At 60.3% G+C, this 22,817-nt stretch carries 22 protein-coding genes; 8 read left to right on the top strand and 14 right to left on the bottom strand.

Features of this window, described 5'->3' with window-relative positions; translation table 11 throughout:
- Positions 1-48: 48 nt before the first annotated feature.
- The 10 genes from ACM110_RS26340 to ACM110_RS26295 all read right to left on the bottom strand — a co-directional run bounded on the left by ACM110_RS26340 (position 49) and on the right by ACM110_RS26295 (position 11,620).
- Positions 49-1,236, bottom strand: coding sequence for an ATP phosphoribosyltransferase regulatory subunit (locus tag ACM110_RS26340; protein ID WP_416130059.1), 1,188 nt, complete (start codon positions 1,234-1,236; stop codon positions 49-51).
- A 310-nt stretch (positions 1,237-1,546) separates the two neighbouring features.
- A complete protein-coding gene (gene hflC, locus ACM110_RS26335) occupies positions 1,547-2,416 on the bottom strand; it encodes a protease modulator HflC (protein ID WP_053153692.1) in 870 nt (289 codons plus the stop codon).
- Positions 2,416-3,588, bottom strand: a complete 1,173-nt coding sequence (gene hflK / locus ACM110_RS26330) for an FtsH protease activity modulator HflK (protein WP_338584428.1) — start codon at positions 3,586-3,588, stop codon at positions 2,416-2,418. The genes hflC and hflK overlap by 1 nt, the downstream gene beginning before the upstream one ends.
- A gap of 96 nt (positions 3,589-3,684) precedes the next feature.
- On the bottom strand, positions 3,685-4,986 hold the full coding sequence (hflX, locus tag ACM110_RS26325) for a ribosome rescue GTPase HflX (protein ID WP_338584427.1): 1,302 nt from the start codon (positions 4,984-4,986) through the stop codon (positions 3,685-3,687).
- A 12-nt stretch (positions 4,987-4,998) separates the two neighbouring features.
- Entirely contained in the window at positions 4,999-5,259 is a 261-nt protein-coding gene (gene hfq, locus ACM110_RS26320) for an RNA chaperone Hfq (RefSeq protein ID WP_007902656.1), read from the bottom strand.
- Between the two features lie 94 nt (positions 5,260-5,353).
- The gene (gene miaA / locus ACM110_RS26315) at positions 5,354-6,325 is read right to left on the bottom strand and encodes a tRNA (adenosine(37)-N6)-dimethylallyltransferase MiaA (RefSeq protein ID WP_416130058.1); all 972 of its coding nucleotides are present in this window, start codon (positions 6,323-6,325) and stop codon (positions 5,354-5,356) included.
- On the bottom strand, positions 6,325-8,235 hold the full coding sequence (gene mutL, locus ACM110_RS26310) for a DNA mismatch repair endonuclease MutL (RefSeq protein ID WP_416130057.1): 1,911 nt from the start codon (positions 8,233-8,235) through the stop codon (positions 6,325-6,327). The genes miaA and mutL overlap by 1 nt, the downstream gene beginning before the upstream one ends.
- Positions 8,232-9,662, bottom strand: coding sequence for an N-acetylmuramoyl-L-alanine amidase (locus ACM110_RS26305; protein WP_416130056.1), 1,431 nt, complete (start codon positions 9,660-9,662; stop codon positions 8,232-8,234). Before ACM110_RS26305 ends, mutL begins: the two co-directional genes overlap by 4 nt.
- Positions 9,663-10,133 carry a tRNA (adenosine(37)-N6)-threonylcarbamoyltransferase complex ATPase subunit type 1 TsaE gene (tsaE, locus tag ACM110_RS26300; RefSeq protein ID WP_416130055.1) on the bottom strand — a complete coding sequence of 157 codons (471 nt, stop codon included), beginning with the start codon at positions 10,131-10,133 and terminating at the stop codon, positions 9,663-9,665. It lies immediately after the preceding gene.
- A complete protein-coding gene (locus tag ACM110_RS26295; RefSeq protein ID WP_416130054.1) occupies positions 10,121-11,620 on the bottom strand; it encodes an NAD(P)H-hydrate dehydratase in 1,500 nt (499 codons plus the stop codon). The genes tsaE and ACM110_RS26295 overlap by 13 nt, the downstream gene beginning before the upstream one ends.
- 63 nt (positions 11,621-11,683) lie before the next feature.
- On the opposite strand from ACM110_RS26295, the gene queG reads away from it, so the two are divergent.
- Positions 11,684-12,748, top strand: coding sequence for a tRNA epoxyqueuosine(34) reductase QueG (gene queG / locus ACM110_RS26290; protein ID WP_416130053.1), 1,065 nt, complete (start codon positions 11,684-11,686; stop codon positions 12,746-12,748).
- A 90-nt stretch (positions 12,749-12,838) separates the two neighbouring features.
- On the opposite strand, the gene ACM110_RS26285 is transcribed toward queG, so the two are convergent.
- Together ACM110_RS26285 and orn are read right to left on the bottom strand one after the other, a co-directional pair.
- Entirely contained in the window at positions 12,839-13,450 is a 612-nt protein-coding gene (locus tag ACM110_RS26285; protein ID WP_075947737.1) for a trimeric intracellular cation channel family protein, read from the bottom strand.
- Positions 13,451-13,614: 164 nt separating this feature from the next.
- The gene (gene orn / locus ACM110_RS26280) at positions 13,615-14,157 is read right to left on the bottom strand and encodes an oligoribonuclease (protein WP_338584423.1); all 543 of its coding nucleotides are present in this window, start codon (positions 14,155-14,157) and stop codon (positions 13,615-13,617) included.
- Positions 14,158-14,264: 107 nt separating this feature from the next.
- Between orn and rsgA the strand changes: the two genes are divergently transcribed.
- From rsgA to ACM110_RS26260, 4 genes are all read left to right on the top strand, one after another.
- A complete protein-coding gene (gene rsgA, locus ACM110_RS26275; RefSeq protein ID WP_416130052.1) occupies positions 14,265-15,296 on the top strand; it encodes a small ribosomal subunit biogenesis GTPase RsgA in 1,032 nt (343 codons plus the stop codon).
- 210 nt (positions 15,297-15,506) lie between these two features.
- A complete protein-coding gene (locus ACM110_RS26270) occupies positions 15,507-15,914 on the top strand; it encodes a TIR domain-containing protein (protein WP_416130051.1) in 408 nt (135 codons plus the stop codon).
- A gap of 2 nt (positions 15,915-15,916) precedes the next feature.
- The gene (locus ACM110_RS26265; RefSeq protein ID WP_416130050.1) at positions 15,917-16,876 is read left to right on the top strand and encodes a caspase family protein; all 960 of its coding nucleotides are present in this window, start codon (positions 15,917-15,919) and stop codon (positions 16,874-16,876) included.
- The gene (locus ACM110_RS26260) at positions 16,876-17,367 is read left to right on the top strand and encodes a toll/interleukin-1 receptor domain-containing protein (RefSeq protein ID WP_416130049.1); all 492 of its coding nucleotides are present in this window, start codon (positions 16,876-16,878) and stop codon (positions 17,365-17,367) included. The genes ACM110_RS26265 and ACM110_RS26260 overlap by 1 nt, the downstream gene beginning before the upstream one ends.
- A gap of 49 nt (positions 17,368-17,416) precedes the next feature.
- Here the strand turns inward: ACM110_RS26260 and motB are convergent, their stop codons facing one another.
- Positions 17,417-18,445: a flagellar motor protein MotB gene (gene motB / locus ACM110_RS26255; protein WP_416130048.1), complete on the bottom strand. Its 1,029-nt coding sequence runs from the start codon at positions 18,443-18,445 to the stop codon at positions 17,417-17,419.
- Between the two features lie 3 nt (positions 18,446-18,448).
- Entirely contained in the window at positions 18,449-19,300 is an 852-nt protein-coding gene (gene motA / locus ACM110_RS26250; RefSeq protein WP_338584414.1) for a flagellar motor stator protein MotA, read from the bottom strand.
- Between the two features lie 166 nt (positions 19,301-19,466).
- Here motA and ACM110_RS26245 point away from each other — a divergent pair, with 166 nt between their 5' ends.
- The 3 genes from ACM110_RS26245 to asd are packed head-to-tail and all read left to right on the top strand — an operon-like array spanning position 19,467 to position 22,742.
- Complete coding sequence (locus ACM110_RS26245; protein WP_416130047.1) at positions 19,467-21,005, top strand: HDOD domain-containing protein; 1,539 nt, start codon at positions 19,467-19,469, stop codon at positions 21,003-21,005.
- 42 nt (positions 21,006-21,047) lie between these two features.
- The gene (locus tag ACM110_RS26240) at positions 21,048-21,863 is read left to right on the top strand and encodes a rhodanese-like domain-containing protein (protein WP_416130046.1); all 816 of its coding nucleotides are present in this window, start codon (positions 21,048-21,050) and stop codon (positions 21,861-21,863) included.
- A gap of 18 nt (positions 21,864-21,881) precedes the next feature.
- Entirely contained in the window at positions 21,882-22,742 is an 861-nt protein-coding gene (gene asd / locus ACM110_RS26235) for an archaetidylserine decarboxylase (protein WP_416130045.1), read from the top strand.
- The last annotated feature ends 75 nt before the right edge of the window (positions 22,743-22,817 follow it).

Raw genomic sequence — 22,817 nt, 5'->3', positions numbered from 1 at the left:
TGTCCTCATTCGCGCAAACTTGGTGCCGGCGGCGGCCGGCAGGAAAACTCAAGAAGCCAGTGGCGATACTTGCCAAAGCCCGTTCTGCTGGATCAATTGCCGGTCGCAGTCCGCTTCACGGGCGGCGGCCAAAGGTTGTCCAGGCAATGCCTGGACGACACGCTGACCCTCACTGCGCAACTGGCAAACCTGCTGCCAGAGTGCCGCATCCGTACTGTCAGGCATCCAGATACCGCCAGACGGTAGCTCGATCTCAGCACGCCCCAGGGTCACCAGGGTTTTCAAATCGGTAGAGAAACCGGTTGCCGGACGAGCGCGACCGAAGTCGGCGCCGATATCGTCGTAACGACCGCCCTGGGCAATGGACTGGCCAACGCCCGGTACGAACACCGCGAACACCACACCGGTGTGGTAGTGGTAACCGCGCAACTCGCCCAGGTCGAAGTACAGCGGCAACGCCGGGAAACGCACCGACAGACGCTCGGCAATCGCCAGCAAGTCATCCAGTGCTGCCAGAACCGGGGCCGGAGCCTTGGCCAGACGCTCACGCGCAGCCGCCAGCACTTCACGGCCGCCACACAGGTCGACCAACGCGCGCAGCATGCCCGACAGATCGGCAGGCAAGCCTTCGGTCAAGGTAATGACCTCGTCGATGGCTTTACGTTGCAACGCATCGAACAACTGCTGCTCGACTTCACCGGACAAACCGGCAGCACGGGCAAGCCCGCGGTAAATGCCTACATGCCCGAGGTCCATGTGCACATCCGGCACGTCGGCCAGTTGCAGCATGGCCAGCATCAGGCTGATGACTTCAACGTCGCTGCTCGGGCTGCCATCGCCGTACAACTCGGCGCCCAACTGGATCGGGCTGCGCGAGGACGACAAGGCACGTGGCTGAGCATGCAGCACGCTGCCGGCATAGCACAGACGGCTTGGACCTTCGCGACGCAGGGTATGCGCATCGATGCGCGCCACCTGCGGCGTGATGTCGGCGCGGAAACCCATCTGCCGGCCCGACTGCGGGTCGATGACCTTGAAGGTACGCAGATCGAGGTCGGAGCCCGCGCCGGTCAGCAGGGATTCCAGGTACTCGATATGGGGAGTCACGACAAACTCGTAACCCCAGCTCTGGAACAGATCCAACACCTGACGACGCGCGACTTCAATACGCGCAGCTTCCGGTGGCAGTACTTCTTCGATGCCATCTGGCAGCAGCCAGCGGTCTACCGTTGCCATTACGCCTTCCCCTATATCCGGGCGGCCAGCCCTCGGCCGAGCCTTGAGTGAAGCAGAAAATGATCGGCTCATGCGCAAACCACGCGCATGAGCGACGGAGCGAAAAGCCTTTTACCGGCTTCGCCAACCACTTTCCTCGAAAATCCTGTCGAGCCTTTCAGCCCGGCATCTGCATAAAAACAGCAATCAAACGTGCAGACGCAAAAAAGCCGGGAATTTCCCGGCTGCCGCATCATACACACGTTTTCCCAAAGGATCACCCCGCCAGAGGTTTTAGCCGCCCGGCGGGATGATTCAGGTCAACGTCGTATCAAGGCTTGGCTTTTTCCAGGTAATGGAAGAAGTCACTGCTTGGGTCGAGGACCATGACGTCGGATTTGTTCGCGAAGCTTTCACGGTAGGCACGCAGGCTACGGTAGAACGCGTAGAACTCCTGATCCTGGCCGTAGGCCTTGGAGTAGATCGCAGCAGCCTGGGCGTCACCGTCACCGCGAACCTCTTCCGATTCACGATAGGCTTCAGCCAGCAGCACGCGGCGTTGACGATCGGCGTCGGCACGGATGCCTTCGGCCAGCTCGTTACCCTTGGCGCGGTGCTCGCGAGCTTCACGCTCACGCTCGGTGCTCATACGTTCGAACACGCTACGATTCACTTCTTTTGGCAGGTCGATGGTCTTGACCCGAACATCGACAACTTCGATGCCCAGCTCTTTTTCGGCCATCTTGTTCAGCGAAGCCGTGATATCCGCCATCAGCGCATCACGTTCACCCGACACAACCTCGTGCAGGGTGCGCTTACCGAACTGGTCTCGTAGACCCGACTCCAGACGACGGGACAGACGCTCGTCGGCGATTTGCTTGAGACCGGAAGTCGCGGTGTAGAAACGCTCGGCGTCCTTCACGCGCCACTTGGCGTAGGCATCGACCATTACCGCTTTCTTTTCCAGCGTCAGGAAGCGTTGTGTCGGTGCATCCAGCGTCATCAGGCGTGCGTCGAATTTACGCACCTGGTTAACGTAAGGCACTTTCACATGCAGGCCTGGCTGAACATCGGCCTGAACCACGCGACCGAACTGCAGCAACACCGCACGCTCGGTCTGAGCCACGATGTAGAAGCAGTTCCAGGCAGCGATCGCCACGACGACGCCGACAATAAGGGCGATCAGCGATTTATTGCTCATCAGCGACTCTCCCTGGTACGTGCTTGCTGTTGCTGCAGATCAGCTGCCGCACGCGCATTCGCTTCATTGCTGCTGGCTGCCGCGCCGGTCACCGGAGTGCTGGTGCTGCGACCACTTTCGACCATCTTGTCCAGAGGAAGGTAGAGCAGATTGCTCTGGCCATTCTTGTTGCCGGTCACGAGAACCTTGCTGGTGTTGCTGAAGACTTCCTGCATGGTGTCCAGATACAGACGCTGGCGGGTGACTTCAGGTGCCTTGCGATACTCGGCGACCAGTTTGGTGAAGCGATCGGCTTCACCCTTGGCACGCGAGACGGTTTCGTCACGGTAACCATTGGCATCTTCGAGGATACGCTGGGCCTGACCACGGGCTTCCGGCACGACGCCGTTGGCATAGGTTTCAGCCTGGTTGCGCGAACGCTGCTCATCTTCACGGGCACGGATCACGTCATCGAAGGCTTCCTGCACTTCACGCGGTGCTGCTGCGCTCTGTACGTTGACCTGGGTGACGGTGATACCGGTGCGATAGGTATCCATGAAGCGTTGCAGACGCTCCTTGATTTCGCTGGCCATCAGCTCACGACCTTCGGTCAGTACCTGGTCCATGGCGGTGGAACCCACCACATGGCGCAAGGCGCTGTCGGTCGCGTGTTGCAGGCTGATTTCCGGCTGATCGACGCTCAGCACGAAGTCCTGCAGGTTGCTGATCTTGTACTGCACGGTCAGCGGCACTTCGACGATGTTTTCGTCTTCGGTCAGCATCTGGCCTTGCTTGGTGTACGCACGCTCACGCGTTACGTTTTCCATGTACTTCTTGTCGATCGGCGGGAAATAGATGTTCAGACCCGGGCCGACGGTTTCGTAGTACTTGCCGAAGCGCAGCACCACGGCTTGCTCCTGCTCGTCGACTACATAGACCGCGCTGTACAGCCACACGGCCGCCAGCACGACAAGTCCGATGCCGAGCAGGCCGCCGAAGCCGCCACTCTTGCCCGAACCACCGCCGTCATCACCACGTTTCTTACCACCACCGAACAACCCGTTCAGGCTTTCCTGCAGCTTTCGGAAGGCCTCGTCGAGATCCGGTGGTCCCTTGCGGTCGCCGTTGTTACGACGCTTGCCACCCCAAGGGTCCTGATTATTCGAGTTGCCACCCGGCTCATTCCAAGCCATAGCGCTCTCCATCTGATAAAGCAAAGACGCACCCACGGCGCGCCGACCAATGCTACAGAATGCCTGTCACCACGGCACAACCGCTTTCTCAGGCTTTTATTGCAAAGTGTGTTGCTCGATGAATTCCATCGGCTGCAATCCCTCGCGGCTTACCAGTCGATTCAACTCGACCCGGGGCAAACGAACGGCCAGCAAACTGATGCCTTCTTCGTCGTGTTCTTCTTTTTGCACCGCACCGAGTTCGAAGAACTGCGCACGCAGTCGAGCGAATCGTTGCGGCAAGCGCAAGGTACCGACAAACAATTCACTGCCCAGTAACTCGGCAATGGCTTGCTCAAGCAATTCCAGACCACTGCCATCACGCGCCGACAGCCAGACCCGTTGGGGCTTGCCGTGTTCATCGCGCTGGATTTGTGGCTCAACGCCTTCAAGCAAATCGAGTTTGTTATAGACCTCGAGGATCGGCAAGTCCTGGGCACCAATCTCGCCCAGCACCACCATGACCTGCTCGATCTGCAACATGCGATCCGGTTCGGCCGCATCGATCACGTGCAACAACAGATCGGAGTTGCTCGACTCTTCGAGGGTAGACCGGAATGCTTCGACCAGCTTGTGGGGCAAGTGGCGAATGAAACCCACCGTGTCCGCCAGGACAATCGGCCCCAGATCGTCTATTTCCAGACGACGCAGGGTCGGGTCCAGCGTGGCGAACAATTGGTCGGCTGCGTAGACGTCGGATTTCGTCACGTTATTGAAGAGCGTGGATTTACCGGCGTTGGTGTACCCCACCAGGGACACGGTAGGAATATCCGCACGCGATCGGCCGCGGCGCGACTGTTCGCGCTGGCTGCGCACTTTCTCCAGCCGTCCCTTGATCTGACGCAGGCGAACCCGCAGCAAACGGCGGTCGGTTTCCAGCTGGGTTTCACCCGGTCCACGCATACCGATACCGCCACCTTGGCGCTCAAGGTGAGTCCAGCCACGAACCAGCCGGGTACTCATGTGATCAAGCTGGGCCAGTTCGACCTGGAGCTTGCCTTCATGGGTGCGGGCGCGTTGGGCGAAAATATCGAGAATCAGACCGGTACGGTCGATCACGCGACACTCGAAAACACGTTCGAGGTTACGTTCCTGACTGGGCGTGAGGATGTGATTGAAAATCACCAGATCGGCCTGCTCGGCTTTGACCAGGTCGCGCAGTTCCTCGACCTTGCCACTGCCAATCAGGGTCTTGGCAGTTGGCCGATGACGCGGCACGTTAAAAAACGCGACGGTCTCGGCACCTGCCGAATTAGCCAGTTCCTGAAACTCCTGCGGATCTTCGCGCGCCTCAGGGTCCTGTCCATCCAAGTGAACGAGGATGACTCGCTCACCACCACCGTGGCGCTCAAAGAACAAAGGAGACTCCTATCAGGCGTTACCTGGCTCAGCATCACCTGCTTCGGATTCGGTTGCGCTAGGCAGACGAATTGGACGAACCGGCACTACTGTAGAGATAGCGTGTTTGTAGACCATTTGGCTGACGGTGTTTTTCAGCAGGATAACGAACTGGTCGAAAGACTCGATCGTACCTTGCAGTTTGATACCGTTGACCAGGTAGATGGACACCCCAACTTTCTCTTTACGTAAAGTATTCAAGTAAGGGTCTTGTAGCGAATGCCCTTTTGACATGTGCCGCACTCCTTTAAGGATTCAATATAAAAAAATAGGTAAACAGATGGCTTTGGCCGCCACACCCCCAAGGATAGACGGCAATTGCAAGGACTCAGCTCAATATGGAGATGGTCCCAAGGTATTTCAAGGCGCGCGGCAGATTGTCGCAATCCAGGCTGTCCAGCCAGTGTAAATCAGCCCAACTGCGCAGCCAGGTGAACTGCCGCTTTGCCAATTGGCGCGTGGCGATGATTCCACGCTCCTGCATCTCGGCTGACGTCAGCTTGCCATCCAGGTAGTCCCAGACTTGGCGGTAGCCTACTGCACGTATAGACGGCAACCCGGCATGCAGGTCACTTCTCTTACGCAGGGCTACGACCTCGTCAATGAATCCCTGTTCCAACATTAAAGTGAATCTTTGTTTAATTCGCTCGTGCAGTACCTGACGATTTGCCGGAGCAATGGCCAAGTTCGCGACAGTATAGGGCAATTGTTGCCGTCCCGAAGCGGCTGCTTCAGTACTTTGCGCAGTTTGTTGCAAGCGCAGGGCAGTCATGCTTTGACCGCTGACGCGATAAACTTCCAGCGCTCGACTCAGACGCTGCGGATCGTTCGGATGAATCCGCGCCGCCGATACCGGGTCGACCACCGCCAACTGGTCGTGCAGGGCTTGCCAGCCAAGGCGTGCAGCCTCTTCTTCGATTTGCGCACGAACCTCGGGATCGGCCGCCGGCATTTCTGCCAGTCCTTCGAGCAAAGCCTTGTAGTAGAGCATCGTGCCGCCTACCAACAGCGGAATTTTTCCGCGAGCGGTGATATCGGCCATGGCTTCGAGGGCGTCTCGACGAAAATCCGCAGCCGAATAGCTCTCAGCCGGGTCAAGAATGTCGATCAAGCGGTGTGGATATTGCGCCAGAAGCTCTTTGGAAGGCTTGGCGGTGCCGATGTCCATGCCACGGTAGACCAGCGCCGAATCGACGCTGATCAGTTCGCATGGCAGGACCTTGGTGAGTTCGATGGCCAGGTCGGTCTTGCCGGCGGCGGTCGGCCCCATCAGGAAAATCGCAGGTGGGAGCTGGCTCATCAACGACCGCGCAAGAACAGTTTGTCCAGATCGTCCAGGCCCAGTTGGGTCCAGGTCGGTCGGCCATGGTTGCATTGACCGCTGCGCTCGGTATTTTCCATGTCGCGCAGCAGACCGTTCATTTCCGGGATGGCCAGACGCCGGTTCGCACGGACCGCACCGTGGCAGGCCATGGTCCCGAGCAGTTCGTTGATGTGCGCCTGAATGCGATCGCTGGTGCCGTATTCCATCAGGTCAGCCAGTACGTCGGCGACCAAACGGTTGGCTTCCGCCTGCTTGAGCAGTGCCGGAATCTGGCGGATGGCCAGGGTTTCCGGGCCAAGACGCTGCAATTCAAAGCCCAGACGCTGGAACCAGGCGACGTGCTCTTCGGCGCAATCGGCTTCACGCTGACTGACCGCCAGGGATTCCGGCACCAACAGCGGCTGACCGCTCAGGCCTTCGCTGGCCATCGCAACTTTCAGGCGCTCGTACATGATCCGCTCGTGAGCGGCATGCATGTCCACCAGTACCAGGCCTTGGGCGTTTTCCGAAAGAATGTAGATGCCTTTAAGCTGCGCCATCGCGTAACCCAACGGCGGAATATCATCCTGCCCAGCCGGGAGAGCGACCGCATTGGCTTCGGGCAATGGCGCGAAAAACTCGCGATAGGCGGCGTGCGCCTCGGCGGCAGGGACGGCCGATTGCGGACGCGGCGTGTATTGATACTGATAACCCGCGCCAGCGCCTGAACCGGCAGGCGTATTGAACGCTGGCTGAGCCTGAGGCTGTTCCAGAAGCGCATTGGCCGCCAGACGCATTTCGCCCTGAGGGCCAAACTCACCCGCATCGAGGCCTGTAGGACGAACGATAGCCGTCGCCACCGGTGCCGCCAGATGATCGTCCGGCCGTACATCGCCCAAGGCGCGATGCAAGGTGCCATAAAGGAAATCGTGGACCATGCGCCCTTCACGGAAGCGCACTTCGTGCTTGGTCGGGTGCACGTTGACGTCGACGCCCGTCGGATCGACCTCGAAAAACAGCACGAACGTCGGGTGCCGACCATTGAACAGCACATCGCGATAAGCCTGGCGCACCGCGTGAGCCACCAGTTTGTCGCGGACGGCGCGGCCGTTAACGAAGAAATACTGCAAGTCCGCCTGGCTGCGGTTGAACGTCGGCAAACCGACCCAACCCCACAGATGCAGGCCATTGCGCTCGATTTCGATCGGCAGCGCCTGCTCAAGGAAACCCGGGCCACAGATTGCCGCCACACGCCGCGCACGGGCAGCATCGTCATGGGCCTCGTGCAGGCTGAGGATGGTCTTGCCGTTGTGGCGCAGGTGGAATGCCACGTCGAAACGCGCCAACGCCAGACGCTTGATCACTTCTTGCAGGTGATCGAATTCGGTTTTTTCGGTCTTGAGAAACTTGCGTCGCGCCGGGGTGTTGAAAAACAGGTCGCGCACTTCAACCGATGTGCCCACCGGATGCGCCGCCGGTTGTACGCGGGGCGCCATGTCGCGGCCTTCGGTTTCCACCTGCCAGGCCTGATCGGCCTCGCGGGTGCGGGAAGTCAGGGTCAGGCGCGCCACGGAGCTGATCGACGCCAGTGCCTCACCGCGAAAGCCCAGGCTCATGACCTGTTCGAGGTCTTCCAGATTGCGGATCTTGCTGGTGGCGTGTCGCGCCAGGGCCAGCGGCAGGTCATCGGCAGAAATGCCGCTGCCGTCGTCGCGCACCCGCAGCAATTTGACGCCGCCCAACTCCACATCGACGTCGATGCGCTTGGCGCCGGAATCGAGGCTGTTTTCCAGCAACTCCTTGATCACCGACGCCGGGCGTTCGACCACTTCACCGGCAGCAATCTGGTTCGCCAGACGCGGGCTGAGCAGCTCGATGCGAGCGCTGTTGTTCACGACCTGATTCATTCTTTGGCCGCCAGATCATTGCCCGGAATGGTCAGGTGCTGACCGATCTTGAGCTCATCGCTCGACAGGTTGTTGGCGCTGCGCACCGCGGCGGGCGACACCTGATAACGCACAGCGATCATCGCCAGCGTCTCGCCCGGGTTTACCCGGTGATCACGCGGGCCTTGAGCGATTTTCCCGGAATCACGCAACCAGGCAATGTAAGTGCCCGGTGGCGGGTTCTGCTGGAAGAACTGGCGCACGCCGCTGCTGATGGAACGCGCCAGCGCTTGCTGGTGGCTCGATGCAGCGAGTTTCGACGCTTCGTTGGCGTTGGAGATGAATCCGGTTTCCACGAGGATCGATGGAATGTCCGGCGACTTCAGCACCATGAATCCGGCCTGTTCGACGCGCTGCTTGTGCAACGGGGTGACCCGGCCAATGTTGCTCAAGACCTTCTGGCCAACGTTCAGGCTGGACGTCAGGGACGCGGTCATCGACAGGTCGAGCAGCACACCGGCGAGCATGCGGTCCTTGTCATCGAGGCTGACGTTGCCGGCCCCACCGATCAAGTCGGAACGGTTTTCGCTGTCAGCCAGCCAACGGGCGGTCTCCGAAGTTGCGCCACGATCAGACAGGGCAAACACCGAGGCACCAAAAGCTGCGGCAGAAGGCGCGGCGTCGGCGTGGATCGAGACAAACAGGTCGGCGCCTTTCTTGCGGGCGATTTCGGTACGGCCACGCAGTGGAATGAAGTAGTCGCCGGTGCGGGTCAGTTCGGCGCGGAAGCCTTTCATGCCGTTGACCTGGCGCTGCGTTTCGCGGGCAATCTGCAGCACTACGTCTTTTTCACGCTGACCGCGAGAGCCGGACGCGCCCGGGTCTTCACCGCCGTGACCGGCATCGATCACCACAACAATGTCGCGCTTGCCCGCCGGGGCTGGCGGCAATTTGATCGCAGGCTCCGTCGGTGTGACCGGTACGGCTGGCACCGTGGCCACCGAAGGCGTCGGCGCTGGCGGCGGCGCGGCGTCGGCCGGGTTGTCGAACAGGTCGACCACCAGTCGGTTGCCGTACTGGGCGTTAGGCGCCAGGGAGAAACTTTTCGGCGTGACGGCCTTTTTCAGGTCGATAACCACGCGCAGGTCAGTCGGCGTTCGTTGGGCCGAGCGCATGGACGTGATCGGGGTGTTCGAGGTGTTGACGTTCAGCGGCGCGCCGAGGCTGGCGCCATTGATGTCGATGACCAGGCGATCCGGCGCCGACAGGGTAAAGACGCTGTGCTGCACGGGACCTGTCAGGTCAAACACCAGCCGCGTGTTGTCCGGCGCCCGCCACAGGCGAACACTGTTGACCTTCGTTTCGGCCACAGCGTCGACGGTCACCGCCAAAAACAACACCCCAACGGCAGCAACCAACGCGCGAAAGCGCATACCTAACCCCATCATTTATTTGGATTCCAATGCCAAAGCGGCACACCAGATCTCGCCACGCGAGCCCTGGGATAAAATTTTCAGCGAACGTCCGCTGTCTTGCGGGCTAATGGTAATGGTCAGGTCAGGCTTTGGCAAAAAGCCTGCACCTTTATCGGGCCACTCGATCAGGCACAGCGCATCGTCTTCGAAGTAGTCACGGATGCCGAGGAATTCCAGCTCTTCCGGGTCGACCAGTCGATACAGGTCGAAGTGGAAGGCGCGAATGTCGCCGATCTCGTAGGGTTCAACCAACGTGAAGGTCGGACTTTTCACCGCCCCGACATGGCCAAGACCACGGATGATGCCCCGCGACAGCGTGGTTTTACCCATCCCGAGGTTGCCTTCAAGAAAAATCAAACCGTGCCCTTGAGTCGTTTGAGCGATACGCGCGCCAAATGCGGTCATCGCCTCTTCATCAGCCAGGTACAGGGTTACTTCAGACACGGTATTTGCTCCTCCAACAACTGACGAATGGCTGGTATCAGATCACTGGCCGCCAGCCCACGGCCGAATTTCCCTTGATGCTCTCCGGCATTGGCGTGCAGCCAGACTGCCAGACAGGCCGCGTCGAATGCGGTCATGCCTTGAGCCAGCAATGCGCCGACCAGACCGGCCAGCACATCGCCCAAACCCGCCGTCGCCATCACCGGATGCCCCTGATGACACACGGCCAGCCGCCCGTCGGGACAGGCAATCAAACTGCCGGCGCCTTTAAGCACAACCACGGCTGTATATTTTTTGCTCAACGCATGGGCCGCCGCAGGACGATCCGCCTGCACCTCGGCAGTGCTGATCCCCAACAAGCGTGCCGCCTCGCCCGGATGCGGCGTGATCACGCAATCCTTGGGCAAACTCACACGCTCCTCTGCCAGCATGTTCAGCGCATCGGCATCCCAGACTTGCGGCAGCGGCGCATTGGCGGCGGCCGACAGCAAGCTGCGGCCCCAGCCAGCCTGCCCAAGTCCCGGGCCGACAACCAGCACGGAAACCTTTTGAAGCAAACCCATCAACTGATTGGCCGAAGACGTGCCCAGCACCATCGCCTCGGGAATCCGCGCCAGCGCGGCGGGCACGTGTTCGCCGCGGGTCGCCACCGACACCATGCCGGCACCGCTGCGCAGCGCACTTTGCGCACTCAACAGGATCGCGCCACCGAAGCCGCGATCGCCGCCGATCAACAGCACATGGCCGAACCTGCCTTTGTGGGAAGTGGGTGCGCGGGCGGCTAGACGCGGAAGGTTGCCGGCAGCCAAACGACGTGCGGTCATCGGCACAGCCTCGATCAGCTGCGGATCGGCGTGCAAATCATTGAACACCAGTTCGCCCACCACATCCGCCGCATCGCCGGTGAACAATCCCAGTTTCAAGCCGATGAAGGTCACGGTCAGGTCGGCTCGCACGGCGCAGCCAAGGGGACGACCGGTATCGGCACACAGTCCGGAAGGGATATCCACCGCCACAACGGGCAAGCCGCTGGCATTGATCGCCGCGATAACACTGGCGTAGGGCTCGCGCACCTCGCCAGTCAGGCCGGTGCCGAGCAACGCGTCCAGCACGATGCCGCGCAATTGGGCGTTTTCTGTCCAGGACTCGGTGGAGACTTTTTCCGATACTGCCTCGGCATGGGCCGATGCCGCATCACCGCGCAGTTGCGGCGGATCACCTGCCGCCAGCACCCGCACCGACCACCCGGCACGTTGGGCCAGCACGGCCACCAGATAACCATCGCCGGCGTTATTGCCGTGACCGGCGACAACCGTCAATTCGTTCGCCGTCGGCCATTGGCGAACCAGTGCGCGCCAGGTCGCCCGCGCCGCGCGCTGCATCAATTCGAAGCCCGGTGTGCCGGCCGCGATCAGGCTCGCATCGAGCCCTCGGACCTGCGCGGCGCTGTACAGCGCGTCGGGTAATTCATCTTTAGTGTGCGGCATGCGTCTTCAGGCTCCGATGTCTGGCAGAATTATACGCACCTCAGCTCCGGTTTCTCTCGCCTCATGCCCGCTATTACCACAGACCTGCCCGCCCTCGCCCAATCCATCAAGGACTGGGGCCGGGAGCTGGGCTTCCAGCAAGTCGGCATCAGCGGTCTCGACCTGGGCGAGCACGAGCAGCATTTGCAGCGCTGGCTCGACGCCGGCTACCACGGCGAAATGGACTACATGGGCGCCCACGGCAGCAAACGCTCGCATCCGGATGAACTGGTGCCGGGTACGTTGCGCGTGGTTTCGCTGCGCATGGACTACCTGTCTGGTGACACGCAAATGGCGAAAGTCCTCGCCCAACCGGAAAAAGCCTACGTCTCGCGTTATGCCTTGGGCCGCGATTACCACAAATTGATCCGCAAGCGCGTGCAACAACTGGCAGATAAAATTCAAGCCGAGATCGGCCCATTCGGTTTTCGCGCCTTCGTCGACAGTGCGCCGGTGCTGGAAAAAGCCATCGCCGAACAGGCCGGCCTTGGATGGATCGGCAAAAATACGCTGGTCTTGAATCGCAAAGCCGGCAGTTATTTCTTTCTCGCCGAACTGTTCGTCGATTTGCCGCTGCCCGTGGACCCGCCCCACGCCACCGAACACTGCGGTCGTTGCAGCGCCTGCCTCGATATCTGCCCGACCAATGCCTTCGTCGGCCCGTATGTGCTGGACGCCCGACGCTGCATTTCCTACCTGACCATTGAACTCAAAGGCGCCATCCCCGAAGACCTGCGACCGCTGATCGGCAACCGGGTGTTCGGTTGCGATGACTGCCAGATCGTCTGCCCGTGGAACCGCTTCGCCCGTCCGTCCGGCGAAGGCGATTTCAAGCCGCGCCACAATCTGGACAACGCCGGGCTGGCGGATCTGTTCATGTGGGACGAGGACAAATTCCTGAGCAGCACCGAAGGTTCGCCACTGCGCCGGACGGGATATGAAAACTGGTTGCGTAATCTGGCGGTGGGCTTGGGCAATGCGCCTTCAACGATTCCAGTATTGGAAGCGCTCAAGGCGCGACGCGACTATCCGTCGGAGCTCGTACGCGAGCACGTCGAATGGGCCCTGAAGCAACACGGCCTAACGTAGGAGCTGCCGAAGGTTGCGATCTTTTGATCTTGACTGTTTAAGATCAAAAGATCGCAGCCTTCGGCAGCTCCTACAGGGATCGCGTATGAATCAAGCTTCGTCGTTGTAAACGAACTTGGGCATTTCCCAGTGGAAACGGATCGCCAGTAATCGCAGCAGGAAGCCGCCGAACAAGGTGATCAGAATTGCCTGTTCTCCCGGTAGATTCAGGTACAGGCACAGCATGTAGCACCACGCCGCCGCGAACGAGACACTGGCGTACAGCTCTCGACGGAAGATCAGCGGAATATCGTTGCAGAAGATATCCCGCAGGATGCCGCCGAAAACCCCGGTGATCACACCGCTGACCGACGCGACCAACATGCCATGGCCCATTTCCAGGGCGGTCATGCAGCCGATCAGGGTGAACGCCACCAGACCCACGGCGTCGAGCACCAGAAACAACGAGCGCAGGTGACGCATCCAGCGTGCGGTGAACACGGTGAACATCGCCGCGATGGTGGTCAGCACCAGATATTCCGGGTGTTTGACCCAAGTCAGCGGGTAGTGGCCGAGCAGCACGTCGCGTACCGAACCGCCGCCCAACGCCGTGACGCAAGCAATCAGCACCACGCCAAACCAGTCCATGCCACGACGCCCCGCAGACAGGGCGCCGGTCATGGCTTCGGCGGTGATGGCGATCAGGTAGAGCATCAGCAACATGGTGGCGGTCCTTGCAAAAAGGCGCGCAGTCTACTCACTTTCACAATGACAACACATCCCATGTAGGAGCTGCCGCAGGCTGCGATCTTTTGATTTTGCTTTTAAAAACAAAGATCAAAAGATCGCAGCCTGCGGCAGCTCCTACACGAGGAACGTGGGCAATATCAGAACTTGATGAAATGCTTGCGGTAGTGCTGCAGCTCGGCGATCGATTCGCGGATGTCGTCCAGCGCCAGGTGGGTGCTGCCCTTTTGGAAGCTGTCGCGCACGTCCGGCGCCCAGCGCGCGGCCAGCTCTTTGAGCGTGGAGACGTCGAGGTTGCGGTAGTGGAAATAGCTTTCCAGGGATTTCATGTGCGTATAAAGGAAGCGGCGATCCTGGCAGATGCTGTTGCCGCAGATCGGCGACTTGCCCTTCGGCACCCACTTCTCCAGGAACGCGATGGTTTCGGCTTCGGCTTCGGCCATGCTGATGCGGCTGTCGCGCACGCGCTGGGTCAGGCCCGAGTTGCCGTGGGTGCGGGTGTTCCACTCGTCCATGGTGGCGAGGACCGCGTCGCTGTGGTGAATGGCGATCACCGGGCCTTCGGCCAAGGTGTTCAGCTCACTGTCGGTGACGATGGTAGCCATTTCGATGATGACGTCGGTGTCCGGGTTCAGACCGGTCATTTCCAGGTCGATCCAGATCAGGTTCTGCGAATTTTGCATGTGTCGGCTCCTAGGCAATGCTGCGCAGTTTAGCCTAGGCCGGTAGCCGGGCGTGCTAAACTCGCGGCCGTTTTACCTAATCGCTGCATTCTTGATACGGAACACCCATGGCCAAACGCCAACTCAATCGTCGTCAAAACTGGCGCATCGAAAAGATTCAGGGCGAGCGCGCTGCCCGCGCCGCCAAACGCGAGTCCTCGGCTGTCGAGGCACTTGAGGGTGGCGACCTGGGTCCGGAACAGCACGGTCTGGTGATCGCGCACTTCGGTGTGCAGGTCGAGGTCGAGGCCCGCGATGGCGAGTTGGCCGGCCAGGTGTTCCGTTGCCACCTGCGCGCCAACCTGCCGGCGCTGGTGACCGGTGACCAGGTGGTCTGGCGTGCCGGCAACCAAGGCATCGGCGTGATCGTGGCGCAACTGCCGCGCAACACCGAGCTGTGCCGCCCGGACAGCCGCGGCCAGCTCAAGCCTGTTGCGGCCAACGTCGACATGATCGTCATCGTGTTTGCACCGCTGCCCGAGCCCCATGCCAACCTGATCGACCGCTACCTCGTAGCAGCCGAACACGCGGGCATCAAGCCGCTGCTGCTGCTGAACAAATTCGACCTGATCGACGAGAACAACGCCCCGGTGCTGAATGCCCTGCTGGCGGTTTACCGCACGCTTGGTTATCCGGTGCTCGAAGTGTCGGCCCACCACGGCAACGGCATGGAGCAACTGCAGAAGCAACTGGACGGGCGTATCAGCGTGTTCGTCGGCCAGTCTGGCGTCGGCAAGTCGTCGCTGGTCAACAGCTTGCTGCCGGAAGTCGAAACCCGCGTCGGCCCGTTGTCCGAGCTGTCCGGCCAGGGCACTCACACGACGACCACCGCGCGACTGTTCCACTTCCCCGGCGGCGGTGAGCTGATTGACTCCCCGGGCATCCGCGAATTCGGCCTGGGCCACGTCAGCCGTGCCGACGTCGAGGCCGGTTTCATCGAGTTCAACGATTTGCTCGGCACGTGTCGTTTCCGCGACTGCAAGCACGACCGTGAACCTGGTTGCGCGCTGCTCAAGGCTCTGGAAGATGGCCGCGTGCAGCAGCAACGAATGAACAGCTACCGCTCGATCATCGCCAGTTTGCCGGAAAACGGCTACTAAACAGGCCCGTCCACCGCTCCGAACAAACGGGGTGGTGGATTGCCGGCTCTACTGTTTAATTCCCCTGTCAGCCAAACATCAGACCTTTCTGTAAGACGCCTGCACGCGTACTTGTAGGGCATTTCTCTTTAACTTCCTCCCCCTTGTAGCCGCCAACCATTGGCCTAAGTTCAAACCCTCTTCGCACTCCAGCGACACCGAGGGACCCTCATGCAAACCTACCATTTGTTCATCAGCCATTCGTGGAACTACCCTCACGCCCACGACAATCTCGTGCGCCTGTTGAACGCGCAACCCGACTTCACCTTCAAGAATTTCTCCGTGCCACCGCACAACCCGATCCTCGGCGCCCGCACCGACAAGCAACTCGAAGAAGCCATCGAAAACAAGATCCGCCCCTGCTCCGCCGTCCTGATCATGGCCGGCATGTATTCCACCTACAGCAAGTGGATCAACAAGGAAATCGAGATTGCCAAGCGCATGGGCAAGGTGATCATCGCGATCAAACCGTTCGGCGCCGAGCGGATTTCTACAGTGGTGCGCAATGCGGCTCACGCCGAGTGTGCGTGGAACACCGGCAGCATCGTCAAAGCCATTCGCCTGCATACGGTGGCCTGATCATGCGCAAGGGACTGTTTATCGGCATCAACGATTACACCCATGTTTCGCGTTTGAACGGTTGCTGCAATGACGCCATGGCCATGGCGTCTGTGTTGAAGACCGACGCCAATGGCGATCCGAACTTCAAGAACATCGTGCTGACCTCCGCCGAGGACTACCTGGGCCGGGAAAAGCTCGAAGACCAGATCCGCGAGCTGTTTTCCGGCGATTGCAATGTCGCGCTGCTGTATTTCGCCGGGCACGGCACTTTCGATACCGATACCGACGAGGGCATGTTGATCCCGCAGGATTACAAGAGCGCCAAGGACGGGATTCGCCTTAGCGACATTCTCAACTGGGCGAGCAAAGCCACGAAGATCAAAAACAAGGTGATCATTCTCGACTGCTGCCAGAGCGGCTCGGCCGGCGAACTCCGCGCCCTGCGTAGCGAAGGCAGCGTGGTCGGCGAAGGCATGACGATTCTCACAGCATGCAAAAAGGAAGAGCCAGCCATGGAAGGCGGGCAGCACGGCGTGTTCACCGGATTACTGCTCCAGGCGCTGCACGGTGGCGCCGCGAACATCCTCGGCAAGATCACCCCCGGCAGCCTCTATTCGTTTGTCGATAACGCGCTCGATGCCTGGGAGCAGCGGCCGGTATTCAAGACCAACGTGTCGCAGTTCATCTCCCTGCGCGAGGTTTCGCCGCTGATCCCCAAGGAAATCCTGCGCAAGCTGCCTGAATGGTTTGCCGAAGCGGAATCGGTCTATCCCCTCGCCCCCAGCTTTGAGCCCACCGAGCCTGAATTCAACCCGGAACACGGCGATGTCTTCGCCCAACTGCAAAAGTGCAATCGCCACAGCCTGATCGAACCGGTGGAGGCCGAACACATGTACTACGCCGCCATTCACTCCACCGGCTGCCGCCTCACCGCGCTCGGCGCCTATTACCGCGAACTCGCGATCAAGGGACATTTCTGATGCCAGTGTTTATCAGCTACCGCCACATGGATCGCGCCTACGCGATCAACATCAACACGCGCCTGATGCAGGCGAACATCAAGACTTATCTCGACGTGCTGGACGCCGAATCCCAGACCACCGACGACATCACCGGCGTGATTACCCGCAACATCAGCGAATGCACGCACCTGCTGGCAGTGGTCTCGGAGAAAACCGCGCTGTCCTGGTGGGTGCCGTTCGAAATCGGCGAGGCCACCATCACCAACCGCCGCATCTGCTCATTCAAGACCGGCCCGACAGAACTGCCGCTGTACCTCGACAAATGGCCGAAACTCACCAATGAAAGGGACATCGAATTCTTTATTGATGCGTATCGCAATGAATCGACGCTCAAGCGCTCGATGTCGCTGGAGTCGGTGACGGGCAGTGAGTCGACGCGCAGCATTAACAGGACGAATGCCGATCGGTTCCATACGGATCTCAAGTCTCGAATCATTCGCGGATTCTAAAAGTCATCGCCCACAAAAAAGCCGACATCACTGTCGGCTTTTTTGTAGGTCACTGCTTGACGGGTTCACCCGGCTTCGGTGCCGGATCATCAAACAGGTTCAACCGCTCACGAAGCTCGTGGGCCGGCAGGGGTTCCTTGTCCGCCGGCAAGGCGTTCGGGTCGACCGGCGTGGCCGGAGCTTCACCGGGTGCACCCGAACCTTGCGAGGCATCGGGTGCAGGCTCTGCGCCTTGCGAACCTTCGATGGCACGCTGGGCTTTCTTGGTCAGCACCACGATGTCGATACGGCGGTTGACCGGGTTGAACGGATGCTCACGGTCGAACAGGGCCGACGAGGCATAACCGACTACCCGCGCCACCTGCGCGTCCGGGTAACTGCCCGCCACCAGCGCACGGCGAGCGGCGTTGGCACGGTTGGCGGACAGTTCCCAGTTACCGAAATCGCCCTGACCGCTGTACGGTTTGGCATCGGTGTGGCCGCTGATGCTGATCTTGTTCGGCACCGCTTTGATGGTGTCGGCCATGGCCAGCAGGATGTCTTCGAAATACGGTTTCAGGCGCGCACTGCCCGAGTCGAACATCGGCCGGTTCTCGGCATCCACGATCTGAATGCGCAAGCCGTCCGGGGTGATCTCGAACATGATCTGGTCTTTGAATTTCTGCAGTTGCGGGTTCTCTTCGACCTTGTTCTGCAATTCTTGCAGTAACAGTTCGAGGCGCTCCTTCTCGACCATTTCGGCCATGCCTTCGACCTGCTCGGCGTCGACGGTGACCTTGTCCGGTTGCGGCTGGGACTTCACCTCGGGATTGAGGGTGTTTTCCGGCGCCAGGGTCGGTGTACCACCCAGGTCGATGATGTAAGGCGTACCGCTTTCGGAAAAGCCGATCGGGTCCTTGAAGTAACCGGCGATGGCGATCTTCTGTTCCGGTGTTGCCGTGGACAGCAGCCACAACACCAGGAAGAACGCCATCATCGCCGTGGCGAAGTCGGCGAAGGCGATTTTCCAGGCGCCCCCGTGATGCCCGCCGGCGATGCGCTTGACGCGCTTGATGATTATCGGCTGATTGTTTTCCATAACTTAACGACCACGAACCGCTTGTTCCAACTCGGCGAAGCTTGGACGGTGCGCCGGGTACAGAACCTTGCGCCCGAACTCCACGGCCAGCGATGGCGGCATGCCGGATGCCGAAGCCACGAGCGAGGCCTTGATGGCTTCGTAGACGTTCAGCTCTTCCTTGGCGTCGTGGGCCAGGGAATGGGCCAGCGGACCGAAGAAACCGTAGGCAGCAAGAATACCGAAGAAGGTACCGACCAGCGCCGCACCTACGTGCAAGCCGATGGACTTCTGGTCGCCCTCGCCCAGGGACGCCATGGTCACCACGATACCGAGTACCGCCGCAACGATACCGAAACCGGGCATGGCGTCGGCGATGCCGTTCACCGCGTGGGACGGGTGTTCAAGGTCTTCCTTGAGGCTGTAAAGCTCCATGTCGAACAGGCCTTCCAGCTCATGGGGAGCCATGTTGCCGGAGGACATGATGCGCAGGTAATCGCAGATGAACGCGGTCATGCGCTCGTCTTTCAGGACGGTCGGATACTTGGCGAAGATCGGGCTCGCAGCGGCATCTTCGATGTCGCCTTCGATGGCCATCATGCCTTCGCGGCGGCTTTTGTTGAGGATCTCGTAGATCAGCCCCAGCACTTCCAGATAGAAGCCGTGAGTGAAACGCGAGCCGAACATGCTCAGGGATTTCTTGAGCACGTGCATCGTCATGTAGCCGGGGTTGGCCTGGAGGAATGCACCGAGGGCCGCACCGCCGATGATCAACACCTCGAAGGGCTGGATCAGGGCAGCAATTTTGCCGTGGGAGAGCACGTATCCGCCGAGCACGCTCGCGAATACGACGATGATGCCGATTATTTTAGCCATAGGTAGGAGAGCACTTACTGAGTCGGGTTCAAGGTCATATTCGGAAGTTAAAAAATCTCTTCTTCTACTTATCGGCAAAACTGCGCCAGACTATAGCCAGTTCAGGCGAAAAGCCACTTCGACCCACTCCGGGCCCCGTTAATGCTGAAGATGATCGCCTCCCGACATGGTTAACGAAACGAACGTCCCGACTCCAAAACCGACCACTCTTGAAGGCTGGATCAAGCTTCTGGATGGCGTGCGCCTGCCGGTTCCGCAGGCCAGTCACGACCGTGTCTGCCGTGCGATCCGCGACAGCCGCAGCTCGTTGCGCGACATCGCCGACTTGATGCAGGACAGCCCGGCCCTGGCCTTGAGCGTGATCCGCGAAGCCAACCGGCACACCCATGGCAGCATGACCGAGCCGGCGGAAAACCTTGAGATCGCGATCAATCGCCTCGGTTTGAAACGCACCGAAGAACTGCTCGAGCGCTTGCCGGCCGAACCCATGGCCGAGATCCCCAAAGCCCTGCGCCAGCTGCAGATGATCAGCCAGCACGCCACGCAACAGGCCAACGGTTTTTTCTCCAGTCGCCTGGCGAGACTGTGGCAGGACATCCATTGGGGCAGCCTGCTGTTTCTGTCGCCGCTGTGGCCACTGGCGCTGACGCATCCGCAATTGCTCGAAGAATGGGAACTGCGGGTCATCCATAAAGGTGAGTCGGCGCGCAAAGTCGAAAAGCAATTGTTTGGCACGCGCTTGCTGCAAATCGGTCTGGCCCTGGTGGATATCTGGCGCCTGCCGATCTGGGTGCAACAAGGCTATAAACTGTTGCTCACCGAGCAGCGGGAACTGGTCAAAGTCCTGCGCATTGCCCGCGACAGCGAGCACCCACTGCGTCAACAAAATCGCCTCGATGACGATCCGACGCTGCGCCGCTGGCTTAACCAGCCGGCCAACACCGTGTTGCTGGCCAATGGGTTGGCGCTGTCGGCACAACAGGCCTGGGACAGTCCGCACAGCGAGCGCTGGCAATACCTGACCAGCCTTTACCTGCAAATGCCGATGGACGAAGTGCAGCAACAACTGCACCAGCAAGCCGCCAACAGCGCCCGCCATCACGCCATGCCCGACCTCTGGCACCCCGCCGTTGCGTTGCTCTGGCCATGGGGCACAAACCGCGTTCATGCCGGCCTGTTACCGGCCCCGGCGCCGACCGCCGAAGACCTGGCGAAGTGGCGCAGCCAGTGCGCCGAGCTGCTGGTCGAACCGAGTCGCTTCACCAACGCCATGCACTTGACCACCTCTGCCCGCGACGCGCTGGTCGCGTGCGGCATGCGTCGGGTAATGATTTTGATGGCCGACCGCACCCACGCCAATCTTCGGGTCCATCAGACGGCGGGCTTGCCGAAAGAAGTCGCCGGGTTGAACATCGCAGTCAGTCAGAGCACCGTGCTGCAACGACTGCTCGCGCAACAGGCCCAGGTGCGCCTGACGCCAGCCAACAATGCACAATTTTCCGCCCTGCTGCCCAACACCCTGCGCTCGCAGTTCAGCGGCGAGCACCTGTTGCTGCGTTCACTGGTCAACAATGGCCGGGTGATCATGATTGTGGTGGCGGATCAGGGCGGCGGGCCGTTTTCGGAAATCACCGTACAAGCCTTCGGCAAAACCGCGCAATGCATCGAGAAAGCGCTGCACAGTTTTAGCCGACGCGGCCAATGACGCTACGCTACAATCCTCCCTTTTGTGCCCTGGAGACCTCACATGCCTGACTTCTCTGGCTTGCCGCTGGTGATCGAACCGAGCGACTTGCTCCCTCGCCTCGACGCCCGCGAACTGATTCTGGTCGACCTGACCAGCAGCGCCCGCTACACCGAAGGGCATATTCCCGGCGCACGTTTTGTCGACCCCAAACGCACGCAACTCGGCCAGGCGCCTGCGCCCGGACTGATGCCGCCGCAAGCGGCACTTGAAGCGCTGTTCGGCGAGCTGGGACACAACCCCGATGCCGTGTACGTCGTCTATGACGACGAAGGCGGCGGTTGGGCCGGGCGCTTTATCTGGCTTCTGGATGTCATCGGCCACAGCAAGTACCACTATGTCGACGGTGGATTGCCGGCGTGGCTGGCAGAAGGTTTGCCCATGTCGATTCAGATCCCGGCGCACGTTGGCGGCCCGATTGCGCTGACCCTGCACGACGAACCCACCGCCACCCGCGAATACCTGCAAAGCCGTCTCGGTGCTGCCGACCTGGCGATCTGGGACGCTCGCGGGCCGCTGGAATATTCCGGTGAAAAAGTGCTCGCCGCCAAGGGTGGTCATATCCCCGGCGCGGTCAATTTCGAATGGACGGCGGGCATGGATAAGGCACGCCAACTGCGTATCCGCACCGACATGCCGCAGATCCTGGAACAACTGGGCATTACGCCTGACAAAGAAATCATTACCCACTGCCAGACCCACCACCGGTCGGGCTTCACTTATCTGGTGGCCAAATCCCTCGGTTATCCGCGGGTCAAAGGCTACGCCGGTTCCTGGGGCGAATGGGGCAATCACCCCGACACCCCCGTCGAGCTTTAAGGTTTTTAAGGACATCCAATGAAAGAACGTTTGTTTATCCTCAGCCAATACCTGCTGCCCCACCACTTGCTCTCGCGGCTGGCCGGCTGCGTCGCCGAATGCCGCGTGCGCTGGTTCAAGAACGCGTTCACCGCGTGGTTCGCCAAGCGTTATCAAGTGGACATGTCCCAGGCATTGGTCGAAGACCTGACCGCCTACGAGCATTTCAACGACTTCTTCACCCGCGCTTTGAAAGACGGTGCCCGCCCGCTCGACGAAACACCGGGCGCGATCCTCAGCCCGGCCGACGGCGCGGTCAGCCAGCTCGGCCCGATCGAACATGGTCGCGTGTTCCAGGCCAAGGGCCACAGCTTCAGCGTGCTGGAGTTGCTGGGTGGTGACGCGGCCAACGCCGCGCCGTTCATGGGCGGTGATTTCGCGACGATCTACCTGTCACCGAAGGACTACCACCGCGTGCACATGCCGCTGGCCGGCACCCTGCGCGAGATGGTCTACATTCCAGGCCGTCTGTTCTCGGTCAACCAGTCCACCGCTGAAAACGTGCCTGAACTGTTCGCCCGCAACGAGCGCGTTGCGTGCATTTTCGACACCGAGCGCGGGCCGATGGCCGTGGTACTGGTGGGTGCGATGATCGTTGCGTCGATCGAAACCGTCTGGGCCGGCCTGGTTACGCCGCCGAAACGCGAGCTGAAAACCTTCCGTTACGACGAAGCTTCGCGCGCGCCGATCCATCTGGAAAAAGGCGCTGAGCTGGGCCGCTTCAAACTGGGTTCGACCGCTGTCGTGCTGTTCGGGCCGGATCAAGTGAAGTGGGCTGAAGAAATGACTGCCGGTACGGCGGTGCAGATGGGTCAGGGCATGGGCTCACCGAAAGCCTGATCCAGACGCTGATCTAAATAATGTAGGAGCTGCCGCAGGCTGCGATCTTTTGATCTTGGGAAATCAAGATCAAAA

Source organism: Pseudomonas sp. NFX98, assembly GCF_047784845.1.
In the GTDB taxonomy this organism is placed as follows: domain Bacteria; phylum Pseudomonadota; class Gammaproteobacteria; order Pseudomonadales; family Pseudomonadaceae; genus Aquipseudomonas.
This window is presented reverse-complemented; position numbering and strand designations above follow the sequence as displayed.

Excerpts from the sequence above, each read along its gene's own strand:
- ACM110_RS26340 (WP_416130059.1), bottom strand. The coding sequence starts at position 1,236 with ATGGCAACGGTAGACCGCTGGCTGCTGCCAGATGGCATCGAAGAAGTA.
- hflC (WP_053153692.1), bottom strand. The coding sequence starts at position 2,416 with ATGAGCAATAAATCGCTGATCGCCCTTATTGTCGGCGTCGTCGTGGCG.
- hflK (WP_338584428.1), bottom strand. The coding sequence starts at position 3,588 with ATGGCTTGGAATGAGCCGGGTGGCAACTCGAATAATCAGGACCCTTGG.
- hfq (WP_007902656.1), bottom strand. The coding sequence starts at position 5,259 with ATGTCAAAAGGGCATTCGCTACAAGACCCTTACTTGAATACTTTACGT.
- miaA (WP_416130058.1), bottom strand. The coding sequence starts at position 6,325 with ATGAGCCAGCTCCCACCTGCGATTTTCCTGATGGGGCCGACCGCCGCC.
- mutL (WP_416130057.1), bottom strand. The coding sequence starts at position 8,235 with ATGAATCAGGTCGTGAACAACAGCGCTCGCATCGAGCTGCTCAGCCCG.
- ACM110_RS26305 (WP_416130056.1), bottom strand. The coding sequence starts at position 9,662 with ATGATGGGGTTAGGTATGCGCTTTCGCGCGTTGGTTGCTGCCGTTGGG.
- ACM110_RS26295 (WP_416130054.1), bottom strand. The coding sequence starts at position 11,620 with ATGCCGCACACTAAAGATGAATTACCCGACGCGCTGTACAGCGCCGCG.
- queG (WP_416130053.1), top strand. The coding sequence starts at position 11,684 with ATGCCCGCTATTACCACAGACCTGCCCGCCCTCGCCCAATCCATCAAG.
- ACM110_RS26285 (WP_075947737.1), bottom strand. The coding sequence starts at position 13,450 with ATGTTGCTGATGCTCTACCTGATCGCCATCACCGCCGAAGCCATGACC.
- orn (WP_338584423.1), bottom strand. The coding sequence starts at position 14,157 with ATGCAAAATTCGCAGAACCTGATCTGGATCGACCTGGAAATGACCGGT.
- rsgA (WP_416130052.1), top strand. The coding sequence starts at position 14,265 with ATGGCCAAACGCCAACTCAATCGTCGTCAAAACTGGCGCATCGAAAAG.
- ACM110_RS26270 (WP_416130051.1), top strand. The coding sequence starts at position 15,507 with ATGCAAACCTACCATTTGTTCATCAGCCATTCGTGGAACTACCCTCAC.
- ACM110_RS26265 (WP_416130050.1), top strand. The coding sequence starts at position 15,917 with ATGCGCAAGGGACTGTTTATCGGCATCAACGATTACACCCATGTTTCG.
- ACM110_RS26260 (WP_416130049.1), top strand. The coding sequence starts at position 16,876 with ATGCCAGTGTTTATCAGCTACCGCCACATGGATCGCGCCTACGCGATC.
- motB (WP_416130048.1), bottom strand. The coding sequence starts at position 18,445 with ATGGAAAACAATCAGCCGATAATCATCAAGCGCGTCAAGCGCATCGCC.
- motA (WP_338584414.1), bottom strand. The coding sequence starts at position 19,300 with ATGGCTAAAATAATCGGCATCATCGTCGTATTCGCGAGCGTGCTCGGC.
- ACM110_RS26245 (WP_416130047.1), top strand. The coding sequence starts at position 19,467 with ATGGTTAACGAAACGAACGTCCCGACTCCAAAACCGACCACTCTTGAA.
- ACM110_RS26240 (WP_416130046.1), top strand. The coding sequence starts at position 21,048 with ATGCCTGACTTCTCTGGCTTGCCGCTGGTGATCGAACCGAGCGACTTG.
- asd (WP_416130045.1), top strand. The coding sequence starts at position 21,882 with ATGAAAGAACGTTTGTTTATCCTCAGCCAATACCTGCTGCCCCACCAC.